At 45.8% G+C, this 24,272-nt stretch carries 23 protein-coding genes and 1 pseudogene; 9 read left to right on the top strand and 15 right to left on the bottom strand.

Translation table 11 applies throughout. The annotated features are described in order from the left end of the window. Window positions 1–69: 69 nt before the first annotated feature. Window positions 70–588, bottom strand: coding sequence for an acyl-CoA thioesterase (locus NSS75_RS07350; RefSeq protein WP_024121110.1), 519 nt, complete (start codon window positions 586–588; stop codon window positions 70–72). A 188-nt stretch (window positions 589–776) separates the two neighbouring features. Here NSS75_RS07350 and NSS75_RS07345 point away from each other — a divergent pair, with 188 nt between their 5' ends. After that, window positions 777–1,637 (top strand): dimethylarginine dimethylaminohydrolase family protein, encoded by an 861-nt coding sequence (locus NSS75_RS07345; RefSeq protein ID WP_103671577.1) that lies wholly within the window; start codon window positions 777–779, stop codon window positions 1,635–1,637. A gap of 89 nt (window positions 1,638–1,726) precedes the next feature. Beyond that, window positions 1,727–2,773, top strand: coding sequence for a 6-phosphogluconolactonase (pgl, locus tag NSS75_RS07340; RefSeq protein WP_024121108.1), 1,047 nt, complete (start codon window positions 1,727–1,729; stop codon window positions 2,771–2,773). Window positions 2,774–2,814: 41 nt separating this feature from the next. Here pgl and NSS75_RS07335 read toward each other — a convergent pair whose 3' ends face one another. The 10 genes from NSS75_RS07335 to proG form a co-directional block, all read right to left on the bottom strand. Then, window positions 2,815–3,798, bottom strand: coding sequence for an oligopeptide/dipeptide ABC transporter ATP-binding protein (locus NSS75_RS07335; RefSeq protein ID WP_101865257.1), 984 nt, complete (start codon window positions 3,796–3,798; stop codon window positions 2,815–2,817). A 12-nt stretch (window positions 3,799–3,810) separates the two neighbouring features. Further along, a complete protein-coding gene (locus NSS75_RS07330) occupies window positions 3,811–4,701 on the bottom strand; it encodes a C40 family peptidase (RefSeq protein ID WP_339236782.1) in 891 nt (296 codons plus the stop codon). Further along, a complete protein-coding gene (ykfB, locus tag NSS75_RS07325; RefSeq protein WP_095713478.1) occupies window positions 4,698–5,798 on the bottom strand; it encodes an L-Ala-D/L-Glu epimerase in 1,101 nt (366 codons plus the stop codon). Before ykfB ends, NSS75_RS07330 begins: the two co-directional genes overlap by 4 nt. Window positions 5,799–5,800: 2 nt before the next feature. After that, window positions 5,801–6,736, bottom strand: coding sequence for an LD-carboxypeptidase (locus NSS75_RS07320; RefSeq protein ID WP_024121105.1), 936 nt, complete (start codon window positions 6,734–6,736; stop codon window positions 5,801–5,803). A 107-nt stretch (window positions 6,737–6,843) separates the two neighbouring features. Then, window positions 6,844–8,475, bottom strand: coding sequence for a dipeptide ABC transporter substrate-binding protein DppE (dppE, locus tag NSS75_RS07315; protein ID WP_038954184.1), 1,632 nt, complete (start codon window positions 8,473–8,475; stop codon window positions 6,844–6,846). Between the two features lie 18 nt (window positions 8,476–8,493). Beyond that, a complete protein-coding gene (locus NSS75_RS07310; RefSeq protein ID WP_101860744.1) occupies window positions 8,494–9,501 on the bottom strand; it encodes an ABC transporter ATP-binding protein in 1,008 nt (335 codons plus the stop codon). A gap of 4 nt (window positions 9,502–9,505) precedes the next feature. Next, on the bottom strand, window positions 9,506–10,468 hold the full coding sequence (gene dppC, locus NSS75_RS07305; protein WP_024121102.1) for a dipeptide ABC transporter permease DppC: 963 nt from the start codon (window positions 10,466–10,468) through the stop codon (window positions 9,506–9,508). Window positions 10,469–10,473: 5 nt separating this feature from the next. Then, complete coding sequence (gene dppB, locus NSS75_RS07300) at window positions 10,474–11,400, bottom strand: dipeptide ABC transporter permease DppB (protein WP_101860745.1); 927 nt, start codon at window positions 11,398–11,400, stop codon at window positions 10,474–10,476. A 15-nt stretch (window positions 11,401–11,415) separates the two neighbouring features. Continuing rightward, entirely contained in the window at window positions 11,416–12,240 is an 825-nt protein-coding gene (gene dppA, locus NSS75_RS07295) for a D-aminopeptidase DppA (protein ID WP_024121100.1), read from the bottom strand. A gap of 127 nt (window positions 12,241–12,367) precedes the next feature. Continuing rightward, window positions 12,368–13,186, bottom strand: a complete 819-nt coding sequence (proG, locus tag NSS75_RS07290) for a pyrroline-5-carboxylate reductase ProG (protein ID WP_103671572.1) — start codon at window positions 13,184–13,186, stop codon at window positions 12,368–12,370. Between the two features lie 181 nt (window positions 13,187–13,367). On the opposite strand from proG, the gene htrA reads away from it, so the two are divergent. Continuing rightward, window positions 13,368–14,723 carry a serine protease HtrA gene (gene htrA / locus NSS75_RS07285; protein ID WP_216394645.1) on the top strand — a complete coding sequence of 452 codons (1,356 nt, stop codon included), beginning with the start codon at window positions 13,368–13,370 and terminating at the stop codon, window positions 14,721–14,723. Between the two features lie 156 nt (window positions 14,724–14,879). Next, window positions 14,880–15,056: a hypothetical protein gene (locus tag NSS75_RS07280; RefSeq protein WP_181000322.1), complete on the top strand. Its 177-nt coding sequence runs from the start codon at window positions 14,880–14,882 to the stop codon at window positions 15,054–15,056. A gap of 125 nt (window positions 15,057–15,181) precedes the next feature. Here NSS75_RS07280 and NSS75_RS07275 read toward each other — a convergent pair whose 3' ends face one another. The 4 genes and pseudogenes from NSS75_RS07275 to NSS75_RS07260 form a co-directional block, all read right to left on the bottom strand. Next, window positions 15,182–16,153, bottom strand: coding sequence for a glycosyltransferase family 2 protein (locus NSS75_RS07275; protein ID WP_103671570.1), 972 nt, complete (start codon window positions 16,151–16,153; stop codon window positions 15,182–15,184). A 10-nt stretch (window positions 16,154–16,163) separates the two neighbouring features. Next, window positions 16,164–18,338: a glycosyltransferase family 39 protein gene (locus NSS75_RS07270; RefSeq protein ID WP_216394646.1), complete on the bottom strand. Its 2,175-nt coding sequence runs from the start codon at window positions 18,336–18,338 to the stop codon at window positions 16,164–16,166. 8 nt (window positions 18,339–18,346) lie between these two features. Beyond that, window positions 18,347–18,427 (bottom strand): annotated as a pseudogene (locus tag NSS75_RS07265) (hypothetical protein); the annotation flags it as partial. Between the two features lie 166 nt (window positions 18,428–18,593). Beyond that, window positions 18,594–19,544 (bottom strand): ring-cleaving dioxygenase, encoded by a 951-nt coding sequence (locus NSS75_RS07260; protein WP_216394647.1) that lies wholly within the window; start codon window positions 19,542–19,544, stop codon window positions 18,594–18,596. A 394-nt stretch (window positions 19,545–19,938) separates the two neighbouring features. On the opposite strand from NSS75_RS07260, the gene steT reads away from it, so the two are divergent. The 5 genes from steT to NSS75_RS07235 all read left to right on the top strand — a co-directional run bounded on the left by steT (window position 19,939) and on the right by NSS75_RS07235 (window position 24,189). Next, window positions 19,939–21,255, top strand: a complete 1,317-nt coding sequence (steT, locus tag NSS75_RS07255) for a serine/threonine exchanger (RefSeq protein ID WP_339236772.1) — start codon at window positions 19,939–19,941, stop codon at window positions 21,253–21,255. 276 nt (window positions 21,256–21,531) lie between these two features. Further along, on the top strand, window positions 21,532–22,149 hold the full coding sequence (locus NSS75_RS07250; protein WP_010333926.1) for a DUF47 domain-containing protein: 618 nt from the start codon (window positions 21,532–21,534) through the stop codon (window positions 22,147–22,149). Between the two features lie 12 nt (window positions 22,150–22,161). Next, the gene (locus NSS75_RS07245) at window positions 22,162–23,163 is read left to right on the top strand and encodes an inorganic phosphate transporter (RefSeq protein WP_268498197.1); all 1,002 of its coding nucleotides are present in this window, start codon (window positions 22,162–22,164) and stop codon (window positions 23,161–23,163) included. A gap of 109 nt (window positions 23,164–23,272) precedes the next feature. After that, complete coding sequence (gene spoIISA, locus NSS75_RS07240) at window positions 23,273–24,019, top strand: toxin-antitoxin-antitoxin system toxin SpoIISA (protein ID WP_024121091.1); 747 nt, start codon at window positions 23,273–23,275, stop codon at window positions 24,017–24,019. After that, window positions 24,019–24,189 carry a type II toxin-antitoxin system SpoIISB family antitoxin gene (locus tag NSS75_RS07235; protein ID WP_024121090.1) on the top strand — a complete coding sequence of 57 codons (171 nt, stop codon included), beginning with the start codon at window positions 24,019–24,021 and terminating at the stop codon, window positions 24,187–24,189. Before spoIISA ends, NSS75_RS07235 begins: the two co-directional genes overlap by 1 nt. The last annotated feature ends 83 nt before the right edge of the window (window positions 24,190–24,272 follow it).

Raw genomic sequence — 24,272 nt, 5'->3', positions numbered from 1 at the left:
TCACCATTATCAGCAAATTAATAGAAGGCACAAAAAAACCCAAAACAACGTATGTTTTGGGTTTCATGTTTACCAAGGCTTGTCTGTTCCAAGCGCATTTGCCAGCGCCTGACTGTGTTTTTTTCGGTTTTTCCGTTCACTGGCACGCTGAACCGCTGTGTTATGCAGCATGATTTCCTCTTCTGTTTCCGGTACAACTCTCGGCACAGGCACCGGCTTGCCGTTTGAGTCTAATGCGACAAAGGTCAAAAAGGAAGTCGCGGCGAGCTCCCGTTCACCAGTCATCAGATGCTCTTTGATGACTTTCACAAACACCTCCATGGAAGATGTGCCGACCCAAGTCACATATGATTCCAAGCAGACAGACTCCCTTTGCCCGATCGGTTTCAGAAAATCGACAGAGTCCATCGAAGCCGTTACCGTATCACGTCTGCAATGGCGCGCTGCGGAAATAGAGGCAATATCATCGATATAACTCATCAGTTTTCCGCCAAACAGCGTATTATGATTGTTCGTATCGAGAGGGAATACCCTGCTGGTTTTCACAACCTTTGACTCTTTACAATATTTTGTTTCCTGTGCTTCCATACCTTTCTCCCCTTTGATGTCTGATCGATTAGTAAATGCACTCATATTCTCCTATTAAACAATATTCTCATCCATTTGTCTAAAATTTAAAATGATTTGTCTGTCAGGTTTTCTTTCTTAAATGTTTAATGATTTGGCTGACAAGGGAATAATATACGTATTCTTCACACGGTCAGGAGGAGAAACAAATGGATGTATCCGTTCCAAAACATCAGCACAAAACGGTATGCCAAACAGAATATGACACCTTGAAGAAAGTTATTTTATGCAAACCCGAGCATATGACAATTAAGGACGTTATTAATGAAACCCAAAAACATTTTGAAGATGACAATATTCAGGTCAAAACCGCCAAAGAGCAGCACAAACGCTTAGTAGAAGAGCTCAGGTCACACAGCATTGAGGTCATCCTTTTGCCTGTTCAGCACGGACTGCCTGAGCAGGTATTTACCCGGGATATCGGTTTTGTCATCGGGGAAAAAGCCTTTCTTTCCAGCATGACTGAGCCCATTCGCCAAGGGGAAGAAGCTGTGATAAAAGAATTTTTCCACAATCAAGGAATTCCTTATACCCGGATGCTGGATACTAGCATTGAAGGCGGGGACGTCGTCATAGATGGCGATACCGTTTATGTCGGAATCAGCCAGCGCACGGACATCTCAGCGGTCGGCCAGCTGCAAGAAGAGCTTCCTGAATATACCATCATCTCAGTTCCGCTCCATGAAAAATTTCTGCATCTGGACTGCGTATTTAATATCATTTCTGAAAGCGAAGCATTAATCTACCCTGAAGCCCTTCCGCAGCAGGAAGTCGATATGCTGGCAGAGCGTTACAATCTCATTGAGGTACCCGAAAACGAACAATTTACACTTGGCACAAACGTCCTGTCTATCGGCAGAAAGACCATCATCAGCCTGCCGGGCAATCGTCATGTGAATCGTGAATTATCCAAAAGAGGCTATCACATCATCGAAATTGACTTGTCAGAAATTATCAAATCAGGCGGTTCCTTCAGATGCTGTACGATGCCGCTCATTCGAGGCGATTGAAGAATACTCCCCTTTTTCATGTTTTGAACAGCGTATTTCTTTAAGATACGTTAATATAGAGATGACATCATTTTTAAGGGGGAAATCGCATGACAAAGTACATAGGATATGTCGGAACATATACAAAAGGCGGAAGTGAAGGCATTTATTCATTCGAGCTGGATACTGAGAAAAAAACACTCAGCGAGCCAAAACTTGCCGCAAAGCTGGGAAACCCCACATATGTGACGCCGAATAAAGACAACACGATTCTTTATTCAATTGAAAAAGCAGACGGTAAAGGCGGTATTGCTGCCTATAAAATCGATAAAAACAGCGGCGAATTAACATTTCTGAATCATCAGTTAATCGATGGCCCATCGCCATGCCACGTGAGCGTCGATGATCATCAGCAATTCGTATTGACAGCCAACTATCACAGCGGGAAGGTGCACGCTTTTCCGGTTCAACAAGACGGAGGTTTGCAATCTCCCGCTTCAGAAGCCGCCCATACAGGAAAGGGTCCGCATGAAAGACAGGAAAAGCCGCATACACACTATGCGGGCTTTACACCTGAACATAATTATGTCGTAGCGGTTGACTTAGGAACAGATAAGCTGTACACCTATAAGCTGAAAGACGGTGAATTAACTGAATCCGGAAGCCATTCCTTCGCTCCCGGTGCAGGCCCTCGCCATATCGCTTTTCACCCGAAAGAAAAATACGCATATGTCATGACAGAATTAAGCAATGAAGTGATTGCGCTTGAATACAATCCGACAGCCGGCGAATTCAGAGAACTTCAAGTTGTCTCTGCCATCCCTGATGATTTCACAGATAACAGCCAGGGAAGCGCCATTCACGTCACTCAGGATGGGCGTTTTGTTTACGTTGCAAACCGCGGCCATGACAGCATCGCTGTGTTTGAAGTAAATCAATATTCAGGCGAGCTGGCATTTGTGGAAAGAGTATCGACTGAAGGAAACTGGCCTCGTGACTTTGTGCTGGATCCAACGGAGACCTTCCTTGTCGCTTCAAATGAAGAAACGGGCAATCTCGTATTGTTTGAAAGAGACACAGAGACAGGCCGGCTGACGCTGCTTCCTTCAACCGTTTCTGTCCCTTATCCGGTGTGCGTGAAATTTTTACAGCAATGATAAATGAAAGCTGGCTCCCAACAACGGAGCCAGCTTTTTGTTTATCTTACCTTTTCTTTCGTTTCAGCATTTCGATATAAATGGCAGGCAACGAAACGGCCGGCTTCGATTTCTTGAAGCAAAGGGCGTGATTCCCCGCATTCAGGCATCGCCTCCGGGCAGCGCGTCCGAAACACACAGCCGCTCGGCGGATGTACCGGACTCGGCAGCTCCCCTTTTAAAATGATGCGCTCACGCTTGTCCTCTAATTCGGGGTCCGGAATCGGAATCGAGGACAGCAGCGCCTTCGTATACGGGTGCAGCGGTTCACGATACAATGTGCCGCTATCTGTAATTTCCATCATGTGGCCTAAGTACATAACGCCGATCCTGTCGCTGATATGCTTTACCATCGATAAATCATGGGCAATAAACAGAAATGTGAGCCCTTTTTCTTTTTGAAGCCGCTTCAGCAGGTTGACCACTTGCGCCTGAACCGACACATCAAGCGCAGAAATCGGTTCGTCCGCTACGATAAACTCCGGATTCAATGAAAGAGCTCTGGCAATCCCGATTCTCTGCCTTTGACCGCCGCTGAATTCATGCGGGTAACGGCTGCCGAAATCCGGGTGAAGCCCCACTGCCTCAAGCAGCTCGTCCACAACGAGAAGCCGCGCTTTATGGGTATTGTAAAGATTGTGAATTTCCATCGGCTCTAGAATGATTTCTCGAACGGTCATCCGCGGATTGAGCGATGCATAAGGGTCCTGAAAAATCATCTGCAGTTTGCGGTTATAGGCAAACTGCTCTTTCTCACTGAGGGCGTGAAGATTTGTTCCGCGGTATTTGACGCTTCCTTCTGTGGGATGGTAAAGACGCATCAGCACTCTTCCCAAGGTTGATTTCCCGCAGCCGGATTCTCCGACAAGCCCGAACGTCTCCCCCTCATGAATCTGGAAGGTTACCCCGTCGACCGCTTTGACTGTTCGCTTTTTCCCTGCGTCAAAATGCATTTTCAGCTGACTGACCTCTAGCAGTGGTGTCATGTGTCTCCCTCCTCATTCTGAAAAACAGCGGCGTGCCGCACAAAGCTCTTTTTCATATCCTGTATCTTTCAGCGTGATAATTTCGATCGATTTCCCTGTTTTAGGAGAATGGAGCATTTTTCCGTCTCCTATGGACAGACCTACATGATGAATTGCTCCATTTCCTTCCTCATATGCAAAAAACAGCAGATCACCTGCACCGATGTCGTGAAGCGGCACTTCCTTCCCTGTTTTCGCCTGGTCTCCCGCATCACGGGGAATCCTGTATCCATTTGCTTTAAATACGCTGTACATAAAACCAGAGCAGTCAAATCCAAACCCGCTTATACCTCCCCATAAATAAGGAAGCCCGAGAAACCTTACCCCTGTCTGAATGATGTCTTCCGCCGTTCCTTTCTTATTCTGAACAAGCGCCGCATCAGTTTGTCGCAGGAGCCTATCTCCAAAAGGAGTCGCTACCTTGAAAAAGCCATTCTCTTCTTCAATCAGCGGCAGAGCAGTTAAGAAGCTCAGTTCAATTTCCTTATCTCCGGTATCCCCATACAAAAAAGCTGTTGGTTTGCTGATCGCCACGGTGTGATTCGATTGTGGGAGATTTGTGTTTTTCAGCTGGTTCTTTTTCATCCAGCCCGGATAACCGCGTTTATCCTTGCGGGATGACTGGCCGGGCACAACGACAGACACCCATTCATCCTGTTCTGCCGTGACCAGCACCTCCTCACCAAAGAGAACCTGCGTCTGGATCACATTATCTGTACATAACCCAAGCCGCTGATCATAGGTCATGCTATTGAGCCATTCTCTGATCGACACGGTTGGATCGAGCATTTTGTAATCAAATGGACGAGGTGTATCAGGTGCTGTCCATATGTTGGCAACTGCTGATATAACAGTATGGTTCATGTCTCTATCCCTCCTTTCTGATGCACGACTCCGGTAATGCCAAGACCAGCTTTGTCAGGCATCGTAATCGTGCTGCCGCTGTAAATAATCCCGCCCTTGATCAAATCCGTTTTCAGCATGAGCGGGGCGTCGAAATCAAAGCGGGTAATGTTTTTTTTGCTTGCCGCGAAATGCGCCGCAGCTGTTATGCCAAGCTTTGTTTCGATCATGCTGCCGACCATGCACTCCACCCCGCAAATCTCAGCCATGGCATTGATTTTCTCTGCACCGCTGATTCCTCCTGCCTTCATCAATTTAATATTGATCAGATCGGCGCTGCGGGTTTGAAGGACTTCGAATGCCTGTCGCGGAGTAAATACACTTTCATCAGCCATGATTGGGGTGTCCGTTGCATCCGTAACTTTCTTGAGCCCGGCAAGATCATCCTTATGGACAGGCTGCTCGACAAGCTCAATGTCCAGGCCGGCATCCTCCATTTTCCGAATGGCCGTTACCGCTTCTTTCGGCACCCATCCCTGATTGGCATCCAAACGCAGCTTTACCCCAGGCCCGACACGCTTTCTGATTTCTTGAATACGGGAGATATCTGTCTCAATGTCATCTCTGCCAACCTTTATTTTTAGCGTTTGAAAGCCTTGTTTAAGAAAGCTCTCTGCATCCGCCGCCATCTCTTCAGGCGAGTTCACACTGACGGTGTAGTCCGTTTCAAGTGTGCTTCGATATCCGCCGAGCATTTGGTAAAGCGGCTGTCCGCTCATCTGCGCCCAGCCGTCGTATACAGCCATTTCTACAGCTGCTTTTGCGCTTTGATTCCCTTCCAGAAGATGCTGGATGTCATGCAGAATGGCCTCGCAGCCGGACAGTCTTCTTCCAAGCAGTGCCGGCTTTAAGACGTTGTGAATCGCACTTTCAATACTGTCCATGCTGTCTCCGGTAATCACAATTGTCGGAGGCGCTTCTCCCCATCCGATTGCGCCATTATCATAAGTGATCGTGACGATAACAGATTCGGCCGTATACACTGTGCGAAGCGCCGTTTTAAACGGCTTTGTCAGCGGCACGGCGACCCGTTTCGTGTCTATTTTTGTGATCTTCATACTCAAAGCGCCCCTTCAGAAACGCCCGCCTCAATGACGACCGTTTTTTCGGCTGTATCCATGGCAGCGTGCGCACCGATCGGAACGGCAATACTCGGCGAACAGTGGCCGATCTTAAACCCTCTAAGAGCAGGCCTTCCGGCGGACACAATATAGTCTTCGAGCACCTGCTCAAGTGTCAAAGATTTCTCCCGCTTCACCGGGATGCAGTTATGAAAATCACAAACAAGAATACCGGCTGCGTCCGCCAGCTTCCCTGCCATTTTCAGCTGATTCAGCATCCGGTCAATTTGATACGGCTCTTCATCAATGTCTTCAATAAACAGGAGCTTTCCCCTCGTATCAATTTCAAACGGCGTGCCGAGTGTCGATGACAGCAAGGAAAGATTGCCGCCGACAAGCTCTCCTTCCGCTTTTCCCGGAACAAGCACCGTCAGCGGAGAAAGCTTTTCTGTATAGGTGAATACTGTCTCTTGAAACAGCTGCTCATACGACGCTTTTGTCAGGGGATGAACGTCTTCCAGGCCTATATCTGAGCTGAGCATCGGCCCGTGAAAAGTGACGAGGCCCGTGTTTTGATGGATGGCGGTATGTAAAAACGTAATATCACTGTATCCCCAAAAAATTTTAGGATGTTTGCGGAGCAAGCTGTAATCAATGCCTGAAGCGATCCGTCCCGTGCCAAAGCCTCCGCATGCGCACAGCACCGCTTTCACCTCCTGGTCTTTGAACATCTCGTGCAGATCAGCCAGCCGCTCATCATCCTGTCCCGCTAAATAGCCGTGCTGGTTTTTCAGCGCCTTGCCCAGCTTTACCTGAAGACCGAGCTCCTCTAAAAACAAAAGCGCCGTTTCAAGCTTTTTCGGATCAGGCGGGCTTGCAGGTGCGATGACACCGACTGTATCGCCTTTTTTCAGTGCGTTCGGCTTGTGATTCAACTCCGATCAGCTCCCTTCATTTGCTCTGCACCCTACGTATACGTGAAAATAAGAGAAAAAATACCGCTCCTTCACATAAAGAGAGCAGTATTTTCTCAATCGCCGCGTTAGTTTTTATCGGCCCATTTTAAATCGATGTAGCCGACAGGGTGCCGGACGATGTCCTTTACATGTTCGTTTTGCAGATTGACCTGATTATAGAAATACACCGGAATGATCGGCGCTTCATTGATGAGAAGCTTTTCCGCCTTATGCATGAGTGAAAAACGCGTTTTTTCATCCGCTTCATTTTTCGCCTGTTTCATCAGCTGATCATATTCTTTGTTGGTCCAGCCTGTGCGGTTCATTGAATTTCCTGTTTGGAAGGCTTCCAGAAAACTGATAGGGTCCGCATAGTCAGGCAGAAATGAGCTTTGTGAGAATTGAAACTTAAGCGCTTTTTGCTCCTCTAAAAACACGTTCCACTCCATATTGGCCAGCTTCACATCGACGCCAAGGGTGTTTTTCAATTTTTGCTGGATGGCTTCAGCAATCTTTTTATGCTCCGGTTTCGTACTGTAAGTAAGCGTGACCGCAGGCAGCTTGTCATACTTCTCTTCCTTCATTCCTTTTTCCAGCAGCTGCTTCGCTTTGTTTTCATTTGGTGTGATCAGGTCTCCGCCCCCTTCCCGAAAGTCCTTGCCGTCAGGCTGTGTAAACCCGGGCGAAACAAAAGCGTGTGCCGGTTTTTCATTGTTTTTCGTGACGTATTTTACGATTTCCTTCTGATCAACAGCCATTGCGAAAGCTTTTCTGATGTTTTCATTTTGAAACGGCTCCATATTGACATTAAAGCGGTAAAAGTATAAACCCGCCTGATCAACGATGTGCACGTTGTCTTGATCCAGCAGCTGGTCACTTAGCTCAGCCGGTACGTATGCGGTGTCCAATTCACCGGACTGGAACATTTGGTAATCTGTATTTCTGTCACTCACCATTGCCCATTTCACTTTGTCAAGCTTCACGGTTTCTTTATCCCAGTACGTATCGCTTTTTTCCATTGTGATGCTGTCATCATGCTTCCATTCTGACAGTTTAAACGGGCCGTTTCCGACAAATGTATCGGCTTCAGCAAACCACTTTGGATTTTCTTTGTCGACTTTTTCGTTAACCGGAAAATACGCCGGGTTTGACACCACGCTCAGGAAATATTTTTGCGGTGCGGCAAGCGTCACTTCAAGGGTGTGATCATCCTTTGCCGTCACCTTCACATCGTCTCTTTTCCCTTTTCCGCTGTTATAGGCTTCGCCGCCTTCAATAAAATAGCCGAGAAACGCGGAAGAAGCTCCTGTTTTCGGGTCAAGCATCCGTTTCCAAGCGTATTCAAAATCTCCGGCTGTCACAGGGTCTCCGTTCGTCCATTTCGCATTTTCCCGAATCGTAAATGTGTACGTTTTCTTGTCTTTCGACACAGACCACTTCTCTGCCATCGCCGGCTCCGGTTCATTGTCTTTGCCGAGGCGCGTTAACCCTTCCATGATGTTATTTAACGGCTGCCAAGACACGTTATTAAAACCGATCGGCGGATCAAACGAGGTCGGTTCATTTTCATTATTTAAGTACAGTACCTTTTCTCCGCTTGTCTTTGCCTTATCTTCTCCGCTTTCTTTTCCAGCCTGCTCATTAGCTGTACATCCCATCAGCGCAAATGAAAGTCCCAGTGCAAGGCCCATTCCCCATAGCTTCTTCACTCTCTTCATCCTCTTCCCCCTTTTTCGTTATTCATCCTTCGCTCCCGGCAGCACCGCGTGCTCAGCCCGTTTATCCTGAAGCCAGCAGTGAACAGCGTGCGTGCCGGATCGAACGGTTTGATCAGGGTATACCCTGTCGCACACGATCATTCTGCTCGGACAACGGGCGGCAAATGGGCAGCCCGGCGGCGGTGAAAATAAATCCGGCGGCGTGCCGTCAATCGGAATCAGCTCCGCGCCCTCAAGATCCAGCCGCGGGACAGAATTCAGCAGCCCTTTTGTATAAGGGTGCTGCGGCTTGTAAAATATATCTTTTCTCGTGCCAATTTCCGCTATTTTTCCGGCATACATAACAGCCACCCTGTCAGCAACCTGGGCAACCACGCCTAAATCGTGTGTGATCAAAATGACAGAAACCTTTGTTTTTCGCTGAATCTCTTTAAACAGTTCCAGTATTTGCGCCTGTATGGTGACGTCAAGGGCAGTTGTCGGTTCATCCGCTATTAAAATATCAGGCTCGCAGATCAGCGCCATCGCAATGACAATCCGCTGTCTCATGCCGCCGCTGAATTGATGGGGGTACTGCTTCAGGCGTGCTTCAGGATCCGGAATGCCGACCAATGCAAGCATGGACAGAACCTCTTTCTCAGCCGCCTTTTTCGTCATCCTTTTGTGACGAAGAAGCGCTTCCGCCAGCTGGTCGCCGACAGTCAGCGTCGGGTTTAGCGCCGTCATCGGGTCTTGAAAAATCATTGAAATGTCCGCGCCCCTTATGCTCCTCATTTCTCTGTCAGAGAGACGGCAAAGGTCTTTGTTTTTAAATAAAATGCTGCCGTCTGTCACCTTCGCTGAATAGGGCGGGAGCAGTCCCATAATGCTTTGAGAGGTGACGCTCTTGCCGCAGCCCGATTCACCGACAATGGCAAAGGTTTCGCCTTTGTACAAATCGAAGCTCACGCCTCTGACCGCCTGAACCGTCCCGCCGTAAGTCGTAAAAGAAACGTGCAAATCATTGACTGACAGAACTTTCTCCATACAGCTACCTCCTTAGCTTAGGGTCCAGTGCATCCTGCAATCCGTCCCCCAGCACATTAAACGCGTACATCGTTAACGAGATGAAAAAGGCAGGAAAGAACAGGCGCCACCAATGCCCGGACAAAATGGTCGGCAGGCCGTCATTCGCCATCACACCCCAGCTGGCAAACGGCGCTTGAATGCCGAGACCGAGAAAGCTCAAAAATGATTCTGCGAATATGGCGGTAGGTACAGTTAAAGTCATTTGTACGATGATCGCGCCCATTGTATTCGGCAGCAAATTTTTGCGGATGATGCGAAAGGTTTTCGCACCAAAGGTTTTCGAGGCGAGCACATACTCGTAATTTTTTATTTGCAGCACTTGGCCTCTTACAATTCTCGCCATGCCGACCCATCCCGTAACAGTCAGCGCTACGATAATGGTGCCGAGCCCCGGACCCATCAAGACCATCAGCAAAATGACAACAAGAAGATACGGCAGCCCGTACAGCACTTCAATAATCCGCATCATGACACTGTCTGTTCTGCCGCCTTTATAGCCGGCAATGCCTCCGTAAATGACACCGATCAAAAAATCAATCAGTGCGGCCATCACTCCGACAAATAACGAAATCCTCGCTCCGTACCATGTTCGTGTAAACACATCCCGGCCAAGCTCATCGGTACCGAACCAATGATCTGCAGAAGGCGGAAGATTTTGTTCTGTCAGCGATTGGCGCTCGACACTATGAGGAGATAAAAAAGGACCGATTGCTGCCATCACAAATAGAAATAAAAGAATAAAAAGCCCGGCCATCGCTAGTTTATTTTTCTTCAGCCTCCTCCAGGCATCCTGCGCATAGGACAAACTCGGCCGTTTGACTGAATCGGTCTCTTGGGTCTTTTCCTGATTCGAAACAAACCATTCGTCCGGCACCTGAGCGTGCTGCTGCGGCTGGCGTTCATCTGTTTGTACAGGGAGATTCATACGCTTCACCCTTTCTTATGCAGTTTAATGCGCGGGTCCAGCAGACCGTAGGCCAAGTCGACCAAAAACAGCATTACGATCAAAATGACGCTGTAAAAAACGGTCGTTCCCATAATCACGGGATAGTCCCGCTGATTAATGCTTTCGACAAAATATTTTCCCATTCCGGGAATGGCAAAGATTTTTTCAATAACAAAACTTCCTGTTAAAATGCTGGCAACGAGAGTTCCCAGTACGGTAATGACGGGCATGAGCGCGTTTCTGAGTGCGTGTTTTACGATAATTTTGAACGGAGACAGCCCTTTTGCTTTCGCTGTGCGGATATAATCCTGTGTCAGGACTTCGACCATGCTTGATCTTGTCAGCCTGGCGATAATCGCCATCGGTCCAACTGCAAGCGCTGCGGTCGGAAGCACCATATGGATCGGGCTCGTCCACGTAGCGGCGGGAAATAGTTTAAAATTGACGGCAAACTGCTGAATAAGCAACGTCGCCATAATGAAATTCGGGATGGAAATGCCGAGTACCGCGAGGCTCATCGCAGCGTAGTCCAAAAAGCCATTGCGGCGCAGCGCGGCAGTTACGCCAAGTATCAGCCCTGAGATCACAGCAATGACAATCGCTGCCATCCCAAGTTCGAAGGAAACGGGAAATCCGCGTTCCAGCATATCATTTACGCTGTCTGACGGTTTTTTAATAGAAGGGCCAAAATCGAATGTAATGATGGATTTTAGATAGATGATGTATTGGATAATGAGAGGATCGTCTAAGTGATAGTAGGCTTCGAGATTTCTTTGAACCGCTTCATTTGTGCCCCTCTCCTCATTAAAAGGAGATCCGGGAATGACCTTCATCAGAACGAAAGTCAGGGTGGTAATGACCAAAATCGTAGCTGCCATTGCCCAAAAACGCTTCATTATATATCTTGCCAAAGCCTTAACACCCCTTTAGCAGAATGATGTTCGCATTGCCAGTTCAGTCATGACAAGCATAGCCTGATAGGCTTCAAGCATATCCTTCGCCTGAAATTGAACGGTTGTGGTTCCCGGTTTGATTTCTGTACCCGGCATTAGATGAGCCCACTCAGCTTGACCGTAATTGGCAAATTCAATGCTTAATACAGGCCTGTCAGGCGGTGTAAGCGGTTTAACTTTATCTTTGTTCTGCAAGGCATATGCGGTTTTTTCTGTCAGCAGCCGGCCGGCTTTCGCAGGCGACAGACATTTGACTGCAGACCTTGAAATCGTTTGTTTAACAGCAGCTGTCGTGACATTCGGGATGAGCTCTTCAGCTTCTTTGGCCGCCCGGTCATCACCGGCTACCATTATTACCGGGACATCGTAATAACCGGCAACGTAAGCATTTAATCCAAGCTCACCGACAGGCTGATCATTTATGTAAAAATGACGGACACCGAAAATCATGCTATGAGACATGACACCGGGAGTTGAGGCTCTTGCGTGATAACCGAGAAACAAAGCACCCGTGAAAGTATCATCTAGCCCCTGCACCATTGAAAATGGTTTAACATCGCCGGAGATCAAATCTGCCTCGGGATGAAGCTTTTCAATCATCAGATTATTCATTTTCGAATGGCTGTCATTCACCAGCACCTCCGTACACCCGCTGTTAAACGCTTCGGTAATACAGTAGTTTGCTTCTTCGGTCATGATCAGCCGTCCGCGTTCATAATTACGCTTGCCGGAATCAACAAAGGTATCATCCGGAAGACCTGAAATACCCTCCATATCTACTGACATGTACAGTTTCATAACGCTCCTCCTTTTTTACTAAATTATGAATATTCTAACAGATTATATTAAAAAAAGAGGAAAAATGCAATATAGCTGGGAAAAATCACTAACGTTCAGAGATAAAAAAGAATCCTCTTTCAAGGATTCATGTTTCTTTTGCTGCCTGTTCTGTCAGCTGCTCATATTTTTCGAGTGTTTTTTCAAATACTTGATCAAAAACATGCGGCACAGAGGCACGTATCACCGCCGCTCCCTCCCCTGTAATTCCGCCTTTCGTTGCAACACGGTTCAGCGTCTCCTCAAAGGACATCTTCTTTTCGATCAGCAGCTTGCCTGTCCCATACAGTGAGTGTATCAGGAAATCAAAGGCTTCTTCTTTTGTCAGGCCGCTGTTTCTCACAGCCGACAGCGCTAATTCTTCAAACACTGCGGCGATGAAGCCCGGAGCAGAGCTCGTCAGATTACTGGCGGCATCCAAATTTGATTCTTTTATTTCTCGCACACTGCTGAAAGCCGATAACAATTCATCCAAACGTTCTTTCTTCTGTGCCGCCAGTGCTTCACTGTGAACAACCAGTGAGATGCCGGCTTCCGCTTCAGATGTAATGGCCGGAATCAACCGTGATATTCCAGCTGCCGTTTCAGCCTCTAAAAGCCGCAGAGGCACACCAGCCGCAATGGATACAATATGAGTATTCCGGTTCACATACGGGTGAAGCCGGCGTACTGTTTCAATGACATGGAGCGGCGGGACACATATAAAGATCAAGGCGCACTTTTCCGCCCATATCTCAAGCGGTTTTGCCGAAACGTCTGGATAATCAGCGAGCAAAGCCTGAAGCCTCTCTCCCTTAGTTCTTGTCTCAACAAACAGCTCATTTTCCTCTACTTGTTTATGCTTCAACAGCTGCCTGGCGATCATATCCGCCATGCTGCCATACCCGATCAATCCGATTGACTCCATCGTTTCAGCCCTTTCATGTACAATATTCCTTATAAAGTGTACCGTTTTTCGCACTTTTTCACAATTTCCCATAATATTTTCATTTTTATCCCACAGTTTTTGTTTATGATAAAATCAAGTCATAAAACTGCCATAATCAAAAGGTAATGAGTTGAAAATAGAGAGAAACGGAGTGAACATGATGGATAACTATCGTGACGAAAATAAAACAGAAGGACAAGAGAATGAGGTTTTTTTAACGAAAGAGAATGATCAAAACCCGTCTTACTCAGCCCGCAATGTGATTCATGATCAAGAGAAGAAAAAACGCGGATTCGGATGGTTCAGGCCGCTGCTTGGCGGAGTCATCGGCGGAAGTCTCGCCCTTGGCATTTATACGTTCACACCGCTTGGCGACCACGATTCTCAGGACGCAGCGAAACAGACGTCCAGCCAGCAGCAAACTCAATCTGTTACAGCTAAAAGCACATCCTCTGAATCAAGCAAAAGCTCGACAAGCTCATCTGCATTTAAGAGTGAGGATTCTTCTAAAATCTCAGATATGGTGGAAGATCTTTCACCGGCGATTGTCGGCATCACAAACCTTCAGGCTCAGTCAAACAGCTCTTTGTTTGGCTCTTCCGGTTCCAGCTCTGATTCAAGTGAAGATACAGAAAGCGGCTCAGGATCGGGTGTCATTTTCAAAAAAGAGAACGGCAAGGCTTATGTCATTACGAATAACCACGTTGTAGAAGGCGCAACTTCACTCAAGGTGTCTTTATACGACGGCACTGATGTGACAGCTAAGCTCGTAGGCAGTGACTCTTTAACAGATTTAGCTGTTCTTCAAATCAGTGATGACCACGTAACAAAGGTAGCAAACTTCGGTGATTCATCAGATCTCAGAACAGGCGAAACCGTCATTGCGATTGGAGATCCGCTCGGAAAAGACCTGTCTCGCACAGTAACACAGGGAATTGTAAGCGGCGTGGATAGAACAGTTTCAATGTCAACCTCAGCCGGTCAAACAAGCATTAACGTGATTCAAACTGATGCCGCGATTAACCCGGGTAACAGCGGCGGTCCATTGTTAAATACAGACGGTAAAATTGTCGGCATTAACAGTATGAAAATCAGTGAAGATGATGTTGAGGGCATCGGATTTGCCATTCCAAGCAATGATGTAAAACCGATAGCTGAAGAATTGCTGTCTAAAGGGCAAATTGAACGTCCGTATATCGGTGTCAGCATGCTCGATTTGGAACAGGTGCCGCAAAACTACCAGGAAGGCACACTTGGCTTATTCGGCAGCCAGCTGAATAAAGGCGTATACATCCGTGAAGTCGCTTCAGGCTCCCCTGCTGCAAAGGCCGGGCTGAAAGCTGAAGATATTATCATCAGCTTAAAAGGAAAAGAAATCGACACAGGCAGCGAATTGCGAAATATCCTATATAAAGACGCAAACATCGGCGACACCGTCGAAGTGAAAATCCTCAGAAACGGCAAAGAAATGACGAAAAAAATCAAACTCGATCAAAAAGAAGAAACACCTTCTTAAGAAAAGCGCCTCAGGCCGCAAAAGCGGTCTGAGGCTTTTTATTAGACAAAAGACCTATCTGCTCTATGAAACTTTCTGCCGAGACACCCGTATATGATACAGGCTGACATCATTCTAATCAGATGCTTGAAGCATTGTTTAAAAAGGAGGAATGACATGAAAACCGTAGGATTGAGCATAATTTGCGCAGGATTGGCTTTTCTGATGCTGAGCTTTCTCCTTCCTGAATCAACATTGGCATGGGGAGTTACACTGGGGACCAGTATTCTATTAAACATAACAGACACTGCTGTGATTATGCGTTTCTTAAAAAACCCTCAATCTAACAGCTGATTTCAGCTCGCGGTGAACCGCAGTGCAAGTTCACAGTCTCTTCTTCCTTCCCTATCAGCATCTTTTACTTTGATCACCATACAGCACATAAAAAACCCCTGTCCGTAATGGACAGGGGTTTCAGGTTAGGACATATGCTGGTCTCTATAGAGTCTTTTATTTTCAATCCCGTACGATTTCTGTACGATGTAAAGCGGCCGGTCTTTGGCTTCATCATAGATTCTGCCGATATATTCACCAATCATGCCCAGTATCAGAAGTACGATGCCGCTGAACAGGAGCTGGATGACGATAAGCGATGACCAGCCGGTAATGGTGCTGTCGGTGAACAGCTTCAAATACAGTACGATAAACATATACAGAAATCCTGCGCCTGACATTAAGACCCCGACATAGCTTGCCAGTTTCAGCGGTTTATGTGAAAATGTCGTAATGCCGTCCATTGAAAGCTTCAGCATTTTCTTAAGCGGGTATTTCGTTTCTCCGGCAAGCCTTTCATCACGTACATACTCAACTGCTGTTTGTTTGAAGCCTACCCAGCTGACGAGTCCTCGGACAAAAGGATTTTTTTCCTTTAATTTTTTCATTTCATCACAGACTTTTCTGTCCATGAGACGGAAATCCCCGGTATCAATCGGGATATCAATATCTGTCATGCTGCTGAGAAGCCGGTAAAACATGGCCGCTGTCTGTTTTTTGAAAAAGGTTTCCCCTTTTCGTTTTGTCCGGACGGCGTATACGACCTCATAGCCTTCCTTCCACTTTTCAATCATGTCTAAAATTAACTCAGGAGGGTCCTGCAGATCGGCGTCAATGACGGCGATTGCATTCCCCTGTGCATAATCCATTCCCGCTGTAATCGCGATCTGGTGCCCAAAATTCCTGGAAAAATCAATGATTTTCACTCTCGGATCAATCAGACTGTGGTCTCTTAAAATCTCAATACTGCGATCTTTGCTGCCGTCATTGACAAATAGCAGCTCATAGTTTTCCTTCGTTTGATCCATGACCTCTTTTAAGCGCTGATAGGTTTCATGAATGACAAGCTCTTCATTATACACAGGTATCACAATTGAATATTGAATATGTCTGCTCATGTTTTTCCTCCTATTCATCAGCATGTAGTTCGTATAATGCAGCTGACTGGTTCATTCCGCCAGGCCCGCCGCCCATTTTGCCGGTTTGGCCTGAAGCGTTGCTCTCGCTTGACGTACCTGATGAATCAGTCTGATCAGGTGATGTCTGCTGATCAGCGCTTGACTGCCATTTATCAGAAGAAACTTTCTTGCCGTTTTCTTGAACCCATTCGACAATTTCATTGTTTCCGCCTTTCCCCATTCCTGAAGCCAAGAAGTATTTCACTTTTCCTTCTTTTACGAGCTTTTTAAATTGAGTCAGCGTGATGGCCGGGTCAGAACCGCTGAATCCGCCGATCGTCATGACGGCCTTTTTCGTTTTGATAATATACGGAGCCGCTGTGTTTGAATCAGTTGTGGCGAATAAATATTCCGCTCCGGAGTTGTTTTCTTCTAAATACTCAATTAATTTTTCATTTACACTCGACTCGTTCATTCCCATGCCTTTTCCGCTGCTTGAAGAGAGCTGCGGCCCTGTTTCAGGAAGAGAGCTGTTTCCTCCGTACAGGAGAGGTGTGCTTGCCCAATAAATCGGCATCACAAGCAATACGAGAAGACCTGCAAGTGATATATAATATGTGAGCGGTTTTTGGCGCTGTTTAAAAATCAAAAGAGCAATGGCAGATAACGCACCGATAACCCCTACGCCGATACTCCATCCAACACCGATTTGATCGTTGTAGTTTCTCAGAATAAACAATTCAAATCCTGTTGTGGCAATCATCGCCGCCGGCAAAAGCCAAGACTTCCAGCCTGTATGGTTTCGGTATAACTGAACGAGCGCAACCCATCCAGCTCCGACAAGTGCAGCAATCGGCGGCGCCAGCATAATGAGATAATAATGATGGAAAAATTCTGCTACGCTGAAGAATCCGGCAATCGGCACAAGCCATGCAACCCAGAACACCGTCTCCTTCTGCTCAACAGATAATCTTCTTCTTTCTCTCGAGCCTGCAATCAGCAAGCCTGCCATTCCAAAAAGTGCAAATGGCAGCAGCCAGCTGATTTGATCAGATAGTTCTTGTTGGAAGAGCCGAAGCGGGCCAGGTGTTCCCGTTCCGAACATTCCTGTACCTGATTGCATTTTCGATCCGCCTGAACCGCCCTTACCTCCGTCGCCGCCTTGTCCGCCTTGTCCGCCATCTCCTCCGCCGTTTGGAGGGCCTCCTTGACCGCCGCTTGGCATTTCCCCATTGGATGGCGGTGCCGTCATATTGCCATTTGCAGATTTGTCATCGTTTGATGTACTGCTGCTTGATGACTGATTAGGCGGTGCTTGAGCGTCAGATGAACTGTTCTCCGCAGAAGGCATTTCTTTTGCTGTGTCTCCGCCTGACCCGCCCTGACCGCCGCCGGAATTTTGTCCTGTCAGCCGCTGAATTCCGTTGTATCCGAAAGCCAATTCCAAAACAGAGTTGGTCTGGCTGCTTCCGACATAAGGGCGTTTGCTGGCAGGGATATTGTCAACGATGAGCGGCCATGATAACGAAACTGCCGCTAACACGACTAATGCGCTTCCTAAAGAAATGATTTTTTTCTTGATTGTGGCATTTGCCGCAATCAGGTAGAACAATAAGAAAGCCGGTAAAATCATATAAGCTTGAAGCATTTTTGTGTTGAAACCTGCACCAACGACGAAAAATGCTGCTAACAGCCAGATCAGCTTTCCTTTTCTGATGGCTTTAAAGAGAAGCCATGTAGCCAGCAATAAGAAAAATACCAGTAATGCATCAACATTGTTTGTCCGGGCCACAGCCACCGCAATCGGTGTACATGCCATGATGAAAGAGGCGATTCTTGCTGCCGTCTTACCGAATGTCGGTTTTATTAACAGATACATTAAAAGGACAGAACCTACACCAGCAAGTGCCTGAGGCAGGATGACGCTCCAGCCGTGCATACCGAATATAAGTGCGCTGATGGTTTGTATCTGGAACGTAACAGGCGGTTTATCAACCGTTATAAACCCCGCCGCATCGAATGAGGCATAGAAAAAATTATGAAAGCTTTGCATCATACTTGTGACTGCAGCGGTGTAATAAGGATTCACCGTATCATCATTCCAGATGTTATAGATATTTAAAAATGCAGATGCGAGCAAAATGAGAATCAGGAAGATGTCCAGCTCGCGTTTTTTCTTTTCCACGTGTGTCTTCACTCCTTTTCGTCTAACTTTGAAATAGTGTAACAAGCAAATGTGAAAAAACTATTAATAAACAAAGGCAATATTTTTGCCAAAACCAATTCATACGATCAGTCCTTAAAAGCAAAAGTTTTCGGGTCTTTATCCTGATCTAAATCTGATGTTTTGTACCTAATCATCCATGCTATTTATGTAAGCCGTTTTTGAACAAAAATAGCCTTCCGGTGACGCCGGAAGGCAAAGAATCACAATATATCGTTATTGAATCGGCTTCAGTCTTGCTTCGATTTCCTCTCTTCTATGCTCAAGATATGGCGGAAGAGCGATGGTTTGGCCAAGCTCATCAATTTCTTCATCAACCATAAAGCCCGGACCATCTGTAGATAACTCAAACAGAATGCCATTCGGTTCTCTGAAATACAGCGCCTTGAAATAGTAGCGCTCAACGATACCTGAGTTGCTAAAGCCTTCCCGGCTGATGATGCGGTGCCATCCGGCAAGCTCTTCTTCGTCTCTCACGCGAAATGCGACATGATGGACACTCCCTTTTCCTTGACGTTCGCGCGGAAGATCATTACTTTCAATTAAATGGATTTCTGTGGCCGCACCGCCTTCTCCAGATTCTAAAATGACCGCTGTTCCCTGCCCTTCAACCGGCTCTCGGCTGACCTCTGTAAACCCAAGAATATTGGTTAATACATGTAATGTTGGTTCAGCGTACGGCACTGTCAATTCAACAGGCCCTAACCCGCGAAATGAAAATTCTTCCGGAATGCCGCTTTGTTTAACAGGCAGACCATAACCTTTGCCTTTCTCATCAGCAGTCAGCACAAGGCGCTGTCCTTCATGATCTTCGAACGCCAATATGTCACGTCCGGCTCTTTGGGCGATGCCGCTATGCGCTACCTGATGCTCTTCAAAACGTTCTTTCCAGTAATGCAGCGCTTCTGTGCTTGGAACACGTAATCCAATAGAAGAAATACTGTTTGTTCCCGCATGAAACGGCGCAATGCGGGGAATCTCAAAAAACGTCAGTTCCGTTCCCGGATTTGCCACTTCATCTCCGTAGAATAGATGGTACATCGTCGGTTCATCTTGGTTTACGGATTTTTTGACGAGTTTTAATCCTAATACTTTACTATAGAAATCTAAGTTTTTTTGCGCGTCAGCTGTTAATGCGGACACGTGGTGAATGCCGTTGACTTTCATATGCTGTCCCTCCAGGTCAATTTATCTCGATTTCGAGATATTATATTAAAGATGTATATTTATTTTCCTAATTACAAGGTATTTTATTCACATACGAAAGTCAACATATCAGCTTCATCTAGGTCCGGCATCCTGCTAAGTCCCGCTGTCAGCCGTTTAATGTGCTCACTCTCCGCTTGAACACCTTTCGCAAAACACGAACTTTAGATAAGATTACACTTAATTTCATTCGTTTCAAGAGATAGTAAATAGACGATTTCACAGATTTTACGAATGGAAATAAAGCAAATATCGAAAATCAGAAAATTTATTTTATTTCACTTTTCTAAAATAGGGTTTACAATATGAAAAATAGATTCTTCATCACGAAGCTTCATCATAGGAGGTTAAGGACATGCATACTGAAGAAAACGGTTTAAAAAAAGAGATAGGCCTCTTGTTTGCCCTTACTCTTGTTATTGGAACCATTATCGGTTCCGGCGTTTTTATGAAGCCCGGTGCTGTGCTCGCTTATTCAGGAGACTCAAAAATTGCGCTATTTGCGTGGCTGTTGGGCGGTATATTAACGCTGGCAGGCGGACTGACGATTGCAGAAATCGGTACGCAGATTCCGAAAACAGGCGGACTTTATACGTATCTTGAAGAAGTATACGGCGAGTTTTGGGGATTTTTATGCGGCTGGGTGCAGATCATTATTTACGGCCCGGCGATTATCGGGGCACTCGGTTTATATTTTGGATCTTTAATGGCGAATCTTTTCGGCTGGGGTTCAGGACTATCAAAGGTAATCGGTATTATCGCAGTTATCTTTTTATGTGTAATTAATATTATCGGTACAAAATACGGCGGTTTTGTTCAAACACTGACTACGGTCGGAAAGCTGATTCCGATTGCTTGTATCATTATTTTCGGCCTTTGGAAAGGCGATCAGCATATCTTTACAGCCGTAAACGAAAGCATTTCTGATATGAATTTCGGTGCAGCCATTTTGGCCACATTGTTTGCTTATGACGGATGGATCCTGCTTGCGGCTCTCGGCGGAGAAATGAAAAATCCTGAGAAGCTTCTGCCTCGCGCAATGACTGGCGGACTGTTAATCGTAACAGCCATTTATATCTTCATTAATTTTGCGCTGCTTCACATCCTGTCCGCAAACGAAATTGTGACACTTGGAGAAAATGCGACAAGCACTGCTGCCAGCATGCTGTTCGGTTCAATCGGCGGAAAGCTGGTCAGTATCGGAATTATTGTCAGCATCTTCGGCTGTTTAAACGGAAAGGTTCTTTCTTTCCCGCGTGTGACCTTTGCGATGGCAGAACGAAAACAACTGCCTTTTGCTGAGAAATTGTCCCGCGTGCACCCGACATTCCGCACACCGTGGATTGCGATTTCTTTCCAAATCGCTGTGGCGATCATCCTGATGCTCATCAGTAATCCTGATAAGCTTTCTGAAATCTCTATTTTTATGATCTATATTTTTTATGTGATGGCCTTTTTTGCAGTATTTATTCTTCGCAAACAAACAAAGGGAAAAACACGTGCTTACAGTGTTCCGCTTTACCCGTTCATGCCGATATTGGCGATCGCAGGTTCATTCTTTGTATTGGGAAGCACACTCATTACAGACACATTAAGCTGCGGATTATCAATTCTCATCGGTCTGGCCGGACTCCCTGTGTATTATTGGATGCAAAAACGAAAAGCCAGCTAAAAAAAACGGTTCCCTTGTTTAGGGAACCGTTTTTTGGTGAATCAGAAGATAAATGTTGACAAAAAAAACACAACTTTTGATATACTTTTTACGTTAACCAGAAAGATTTTGCAAACTTGGTTCGTTTTTTTGAGGTGAAGTAGGCCAAAATAAGGAGACACGTTTTATCGAAAAAGTCAAGCCGCGTTTTTTTCGACTTTTCCTGTTTTTTTTCGACAAAAGGCTATATAATAATTTGATGTGTGCATTGTTCATTCAAACTATGGAGGGTTTTTAATGATAAGAAGAAAAAAAGATAAGTTCTCACTCCTTTTAACAGAAATTGCAAAGAACATAGACGAAACTGCAGAATATTTTTTGAATTTTAAGGTCACTAACCAAACGACGCTTAAAGAGTTTGCAGATACGTTAAAGGAATATGAAACAAAAGGTGACAATCATGTTCATGTCATGATCAAAGAGCTTAACAAAGCATTCATCACTCCTATTGAGCGCGAGGATATCCTTCAGCTGACAAACAGCCTGGATGATGTGCTTGACGGAATCGAACATTTCTCTGCCATGATGGAGATTTTCTCAATTACTTCATCAGACGAGCATATCGATAAATTCAGCGGATACATCAGAGAATGCGCGAAAGAAATTTTGATTACAATTGAGCTGCTGGCAGAAAACCGCTTAAAGGATATTCAGCCTCACGCGATCAAAATTAAAGAGTATGAGCACAGCTGTGACAACCTGCACAGAAAATCATTAAAGAATCTTTTCGGAAATGAAACAGATCCAATTAAAGTCATTCAATATCGTGAAATTTACGAAACACTTGAAGAAATTGCCGATTCGTGCCAAAGTGTTGCCAATAATCTTGAAACCATCATTATGAAAAACGCGTAACGAGGGGTAAAAATGGATATTCTATTTATATTAACGATACTAATAGTCATTTTTGCTCTGGCGTTTGATTTCATCAACGGGTTTCATGATACGGCGAACGCAATTGCGACTTCAGTATCAACAAAAGCGTTGAAACCGCGCCATGCCATTATAATGGCGGCAGTGATGAACTTTGTCGGAGCAATGACGTTTACAGGTGTTGCCAAAACCATTACGAAAGATATTGTAGACCCTTATACTTTGGAAAATGGCTCTGTTGTTATTTTGGCTGCTTTAGTCGCAGCAATAGTGTGGAACCTGCTCACTTGGTATTACGGCATCCCAAGCAGCTCATCCCATGCCATCATCGGGGCGATTGCCGGTGCAGCCGTTGCGGCAGCCGGATTTACTGCGTTAAATTATAAGGGCTTCATTAAAATCATTGAGGCACTCATCTTATCACCAATTATTGCCTTTGTCCTTGGTTATATTCTTTACAGCATCGTCAAGCTGATCTTCAAAGACAGCAATTTGGCGAAAACGAACAAGCAATTCCGCAGAGTGCAGATTATAACTGCTGCCCTGCAATCCTATACACACGGAACAAACGATGCGCAAAAAGCAATGGGAATTATCACAATGGCTCTCATCACAGCAAATTTACATACTTCTGCTAATGATATTCCAACCTGGGTGCAATTCGCCTGCGCGACAGCCATGGGTCTCGGAACTTCAATCGGCGGATGGAAAATCATTAAAACCGTTGGCGGAAAAATCATGAAGATTCGTCCGGTAAACGGTGTATCCGCTGACTTAACCGGGGCAGCCATTATTTTCGGCGCCACATTTATTCATTTGCCGGTCAGTACAACCCACGTCATTTCTTCATCAATCCTTGGCGTCGGTGCATCACACCGGGTAAAAGGCGTAAACTGGGGCACAGCTAAGCGGATGCTCATTACATGGGTCATCACGCTTCCGATTTCAGCGACACTTGGTGCCATCGCCTACTTTATCTTAAATATGATTTTTTAATGTTTCACCGCTTCTGTCAAAGGAGCGGTTTTTTTGATGAAACAGGAAAACCAGCCGCATTTCTAGAATACAATAATCAGAACCTATTTCAGATGCGAGGGATTGATGTATGCTTTTATTCTTTCAAATCATGGTCTGGTGCACTATGGCCGCTTTAGGCTTATACGTATACGCCACGTGGCGGTTCGAAGCGAAGGTCAAAGAAAAAATGTCCGCCATCCGAAAAACATGGTATTTGCTGTTTGTTTTGGGCGCCATGATATACTGGACATATGATCCCTCTTCCCTGTTCACAAACTGGGAACGGTATGTCATTGTCGCTGTCAGCTTTGCTTTAATTGACGCTTTTATCTTTTTGAGCGCTTATGTGAAAAAACTGGCCGGCAGTGAACTGGAAACAGACACAAGAGAAATTCTCGAAGAAAACAACGAAATGCTCCACATGTATCTCGATCGGCTGAAAACATACCAATATCTATTGAAAAACGAACCGATTCATGTTTATTATGGAAGTATAGAAGCATATGCTGAAGGAATTGATAAACTGCTGAAAACCTATGCTGATAAAATGAATCTGACGGCCAGCCTTTGTCACTATTCGACACAGTCTGATAAAGACCGGTTAACCGAGCACATGGAGGATCCCGCTGACGTGCAAACGAGGCTGGATCGAAAGGATGTCTATTACGACCAGTATGGAAAAGTAGTGCTCATTCCCTTTACAATCGAGACACAGAGCTATGTCATCAAACTGACGTCTGACAGTATTGTAACGGAATTTGATTATTTGCTTTTCACATCATTAACGAGCATATATGATTTGGTGCTGCCAATTGAGGAGGAAGGTGAAGGATAATGGAAAACGCGTTTCAAAACGGATGCCATCCGCGGGCAAAGAAACCGTTTAAAATCCTGAAAAAACGTTCAACCACCAGTGTCGCAAGCTATCAAGTCAGCCCGCACACAGCAAGAATCTTCAAAGAAAACGAACGGCTGATTGATGAGTATAAACGAAAAAAAGCATGATCACACTAAAAGGACAAGAGAAACAGCTCTTGTCCTTATTCCTTTTCTTAAGGGGTTACATATAATAAAACAAACAGAGGATA

The organism is Bacillus sp. FSL K6-1012 (assembly GCF_037964915.1).
In the GTDB taxonomy this organism is placed as follows: domain Bacteria; phylum Bacillota; class Bacilli; order Bacillales; family Bacillaceae; genus Bacillus; species Bacillus halotolerans.
This window is presented reverse-complemented; position numbering and strand designations above follow the sequence as displayed.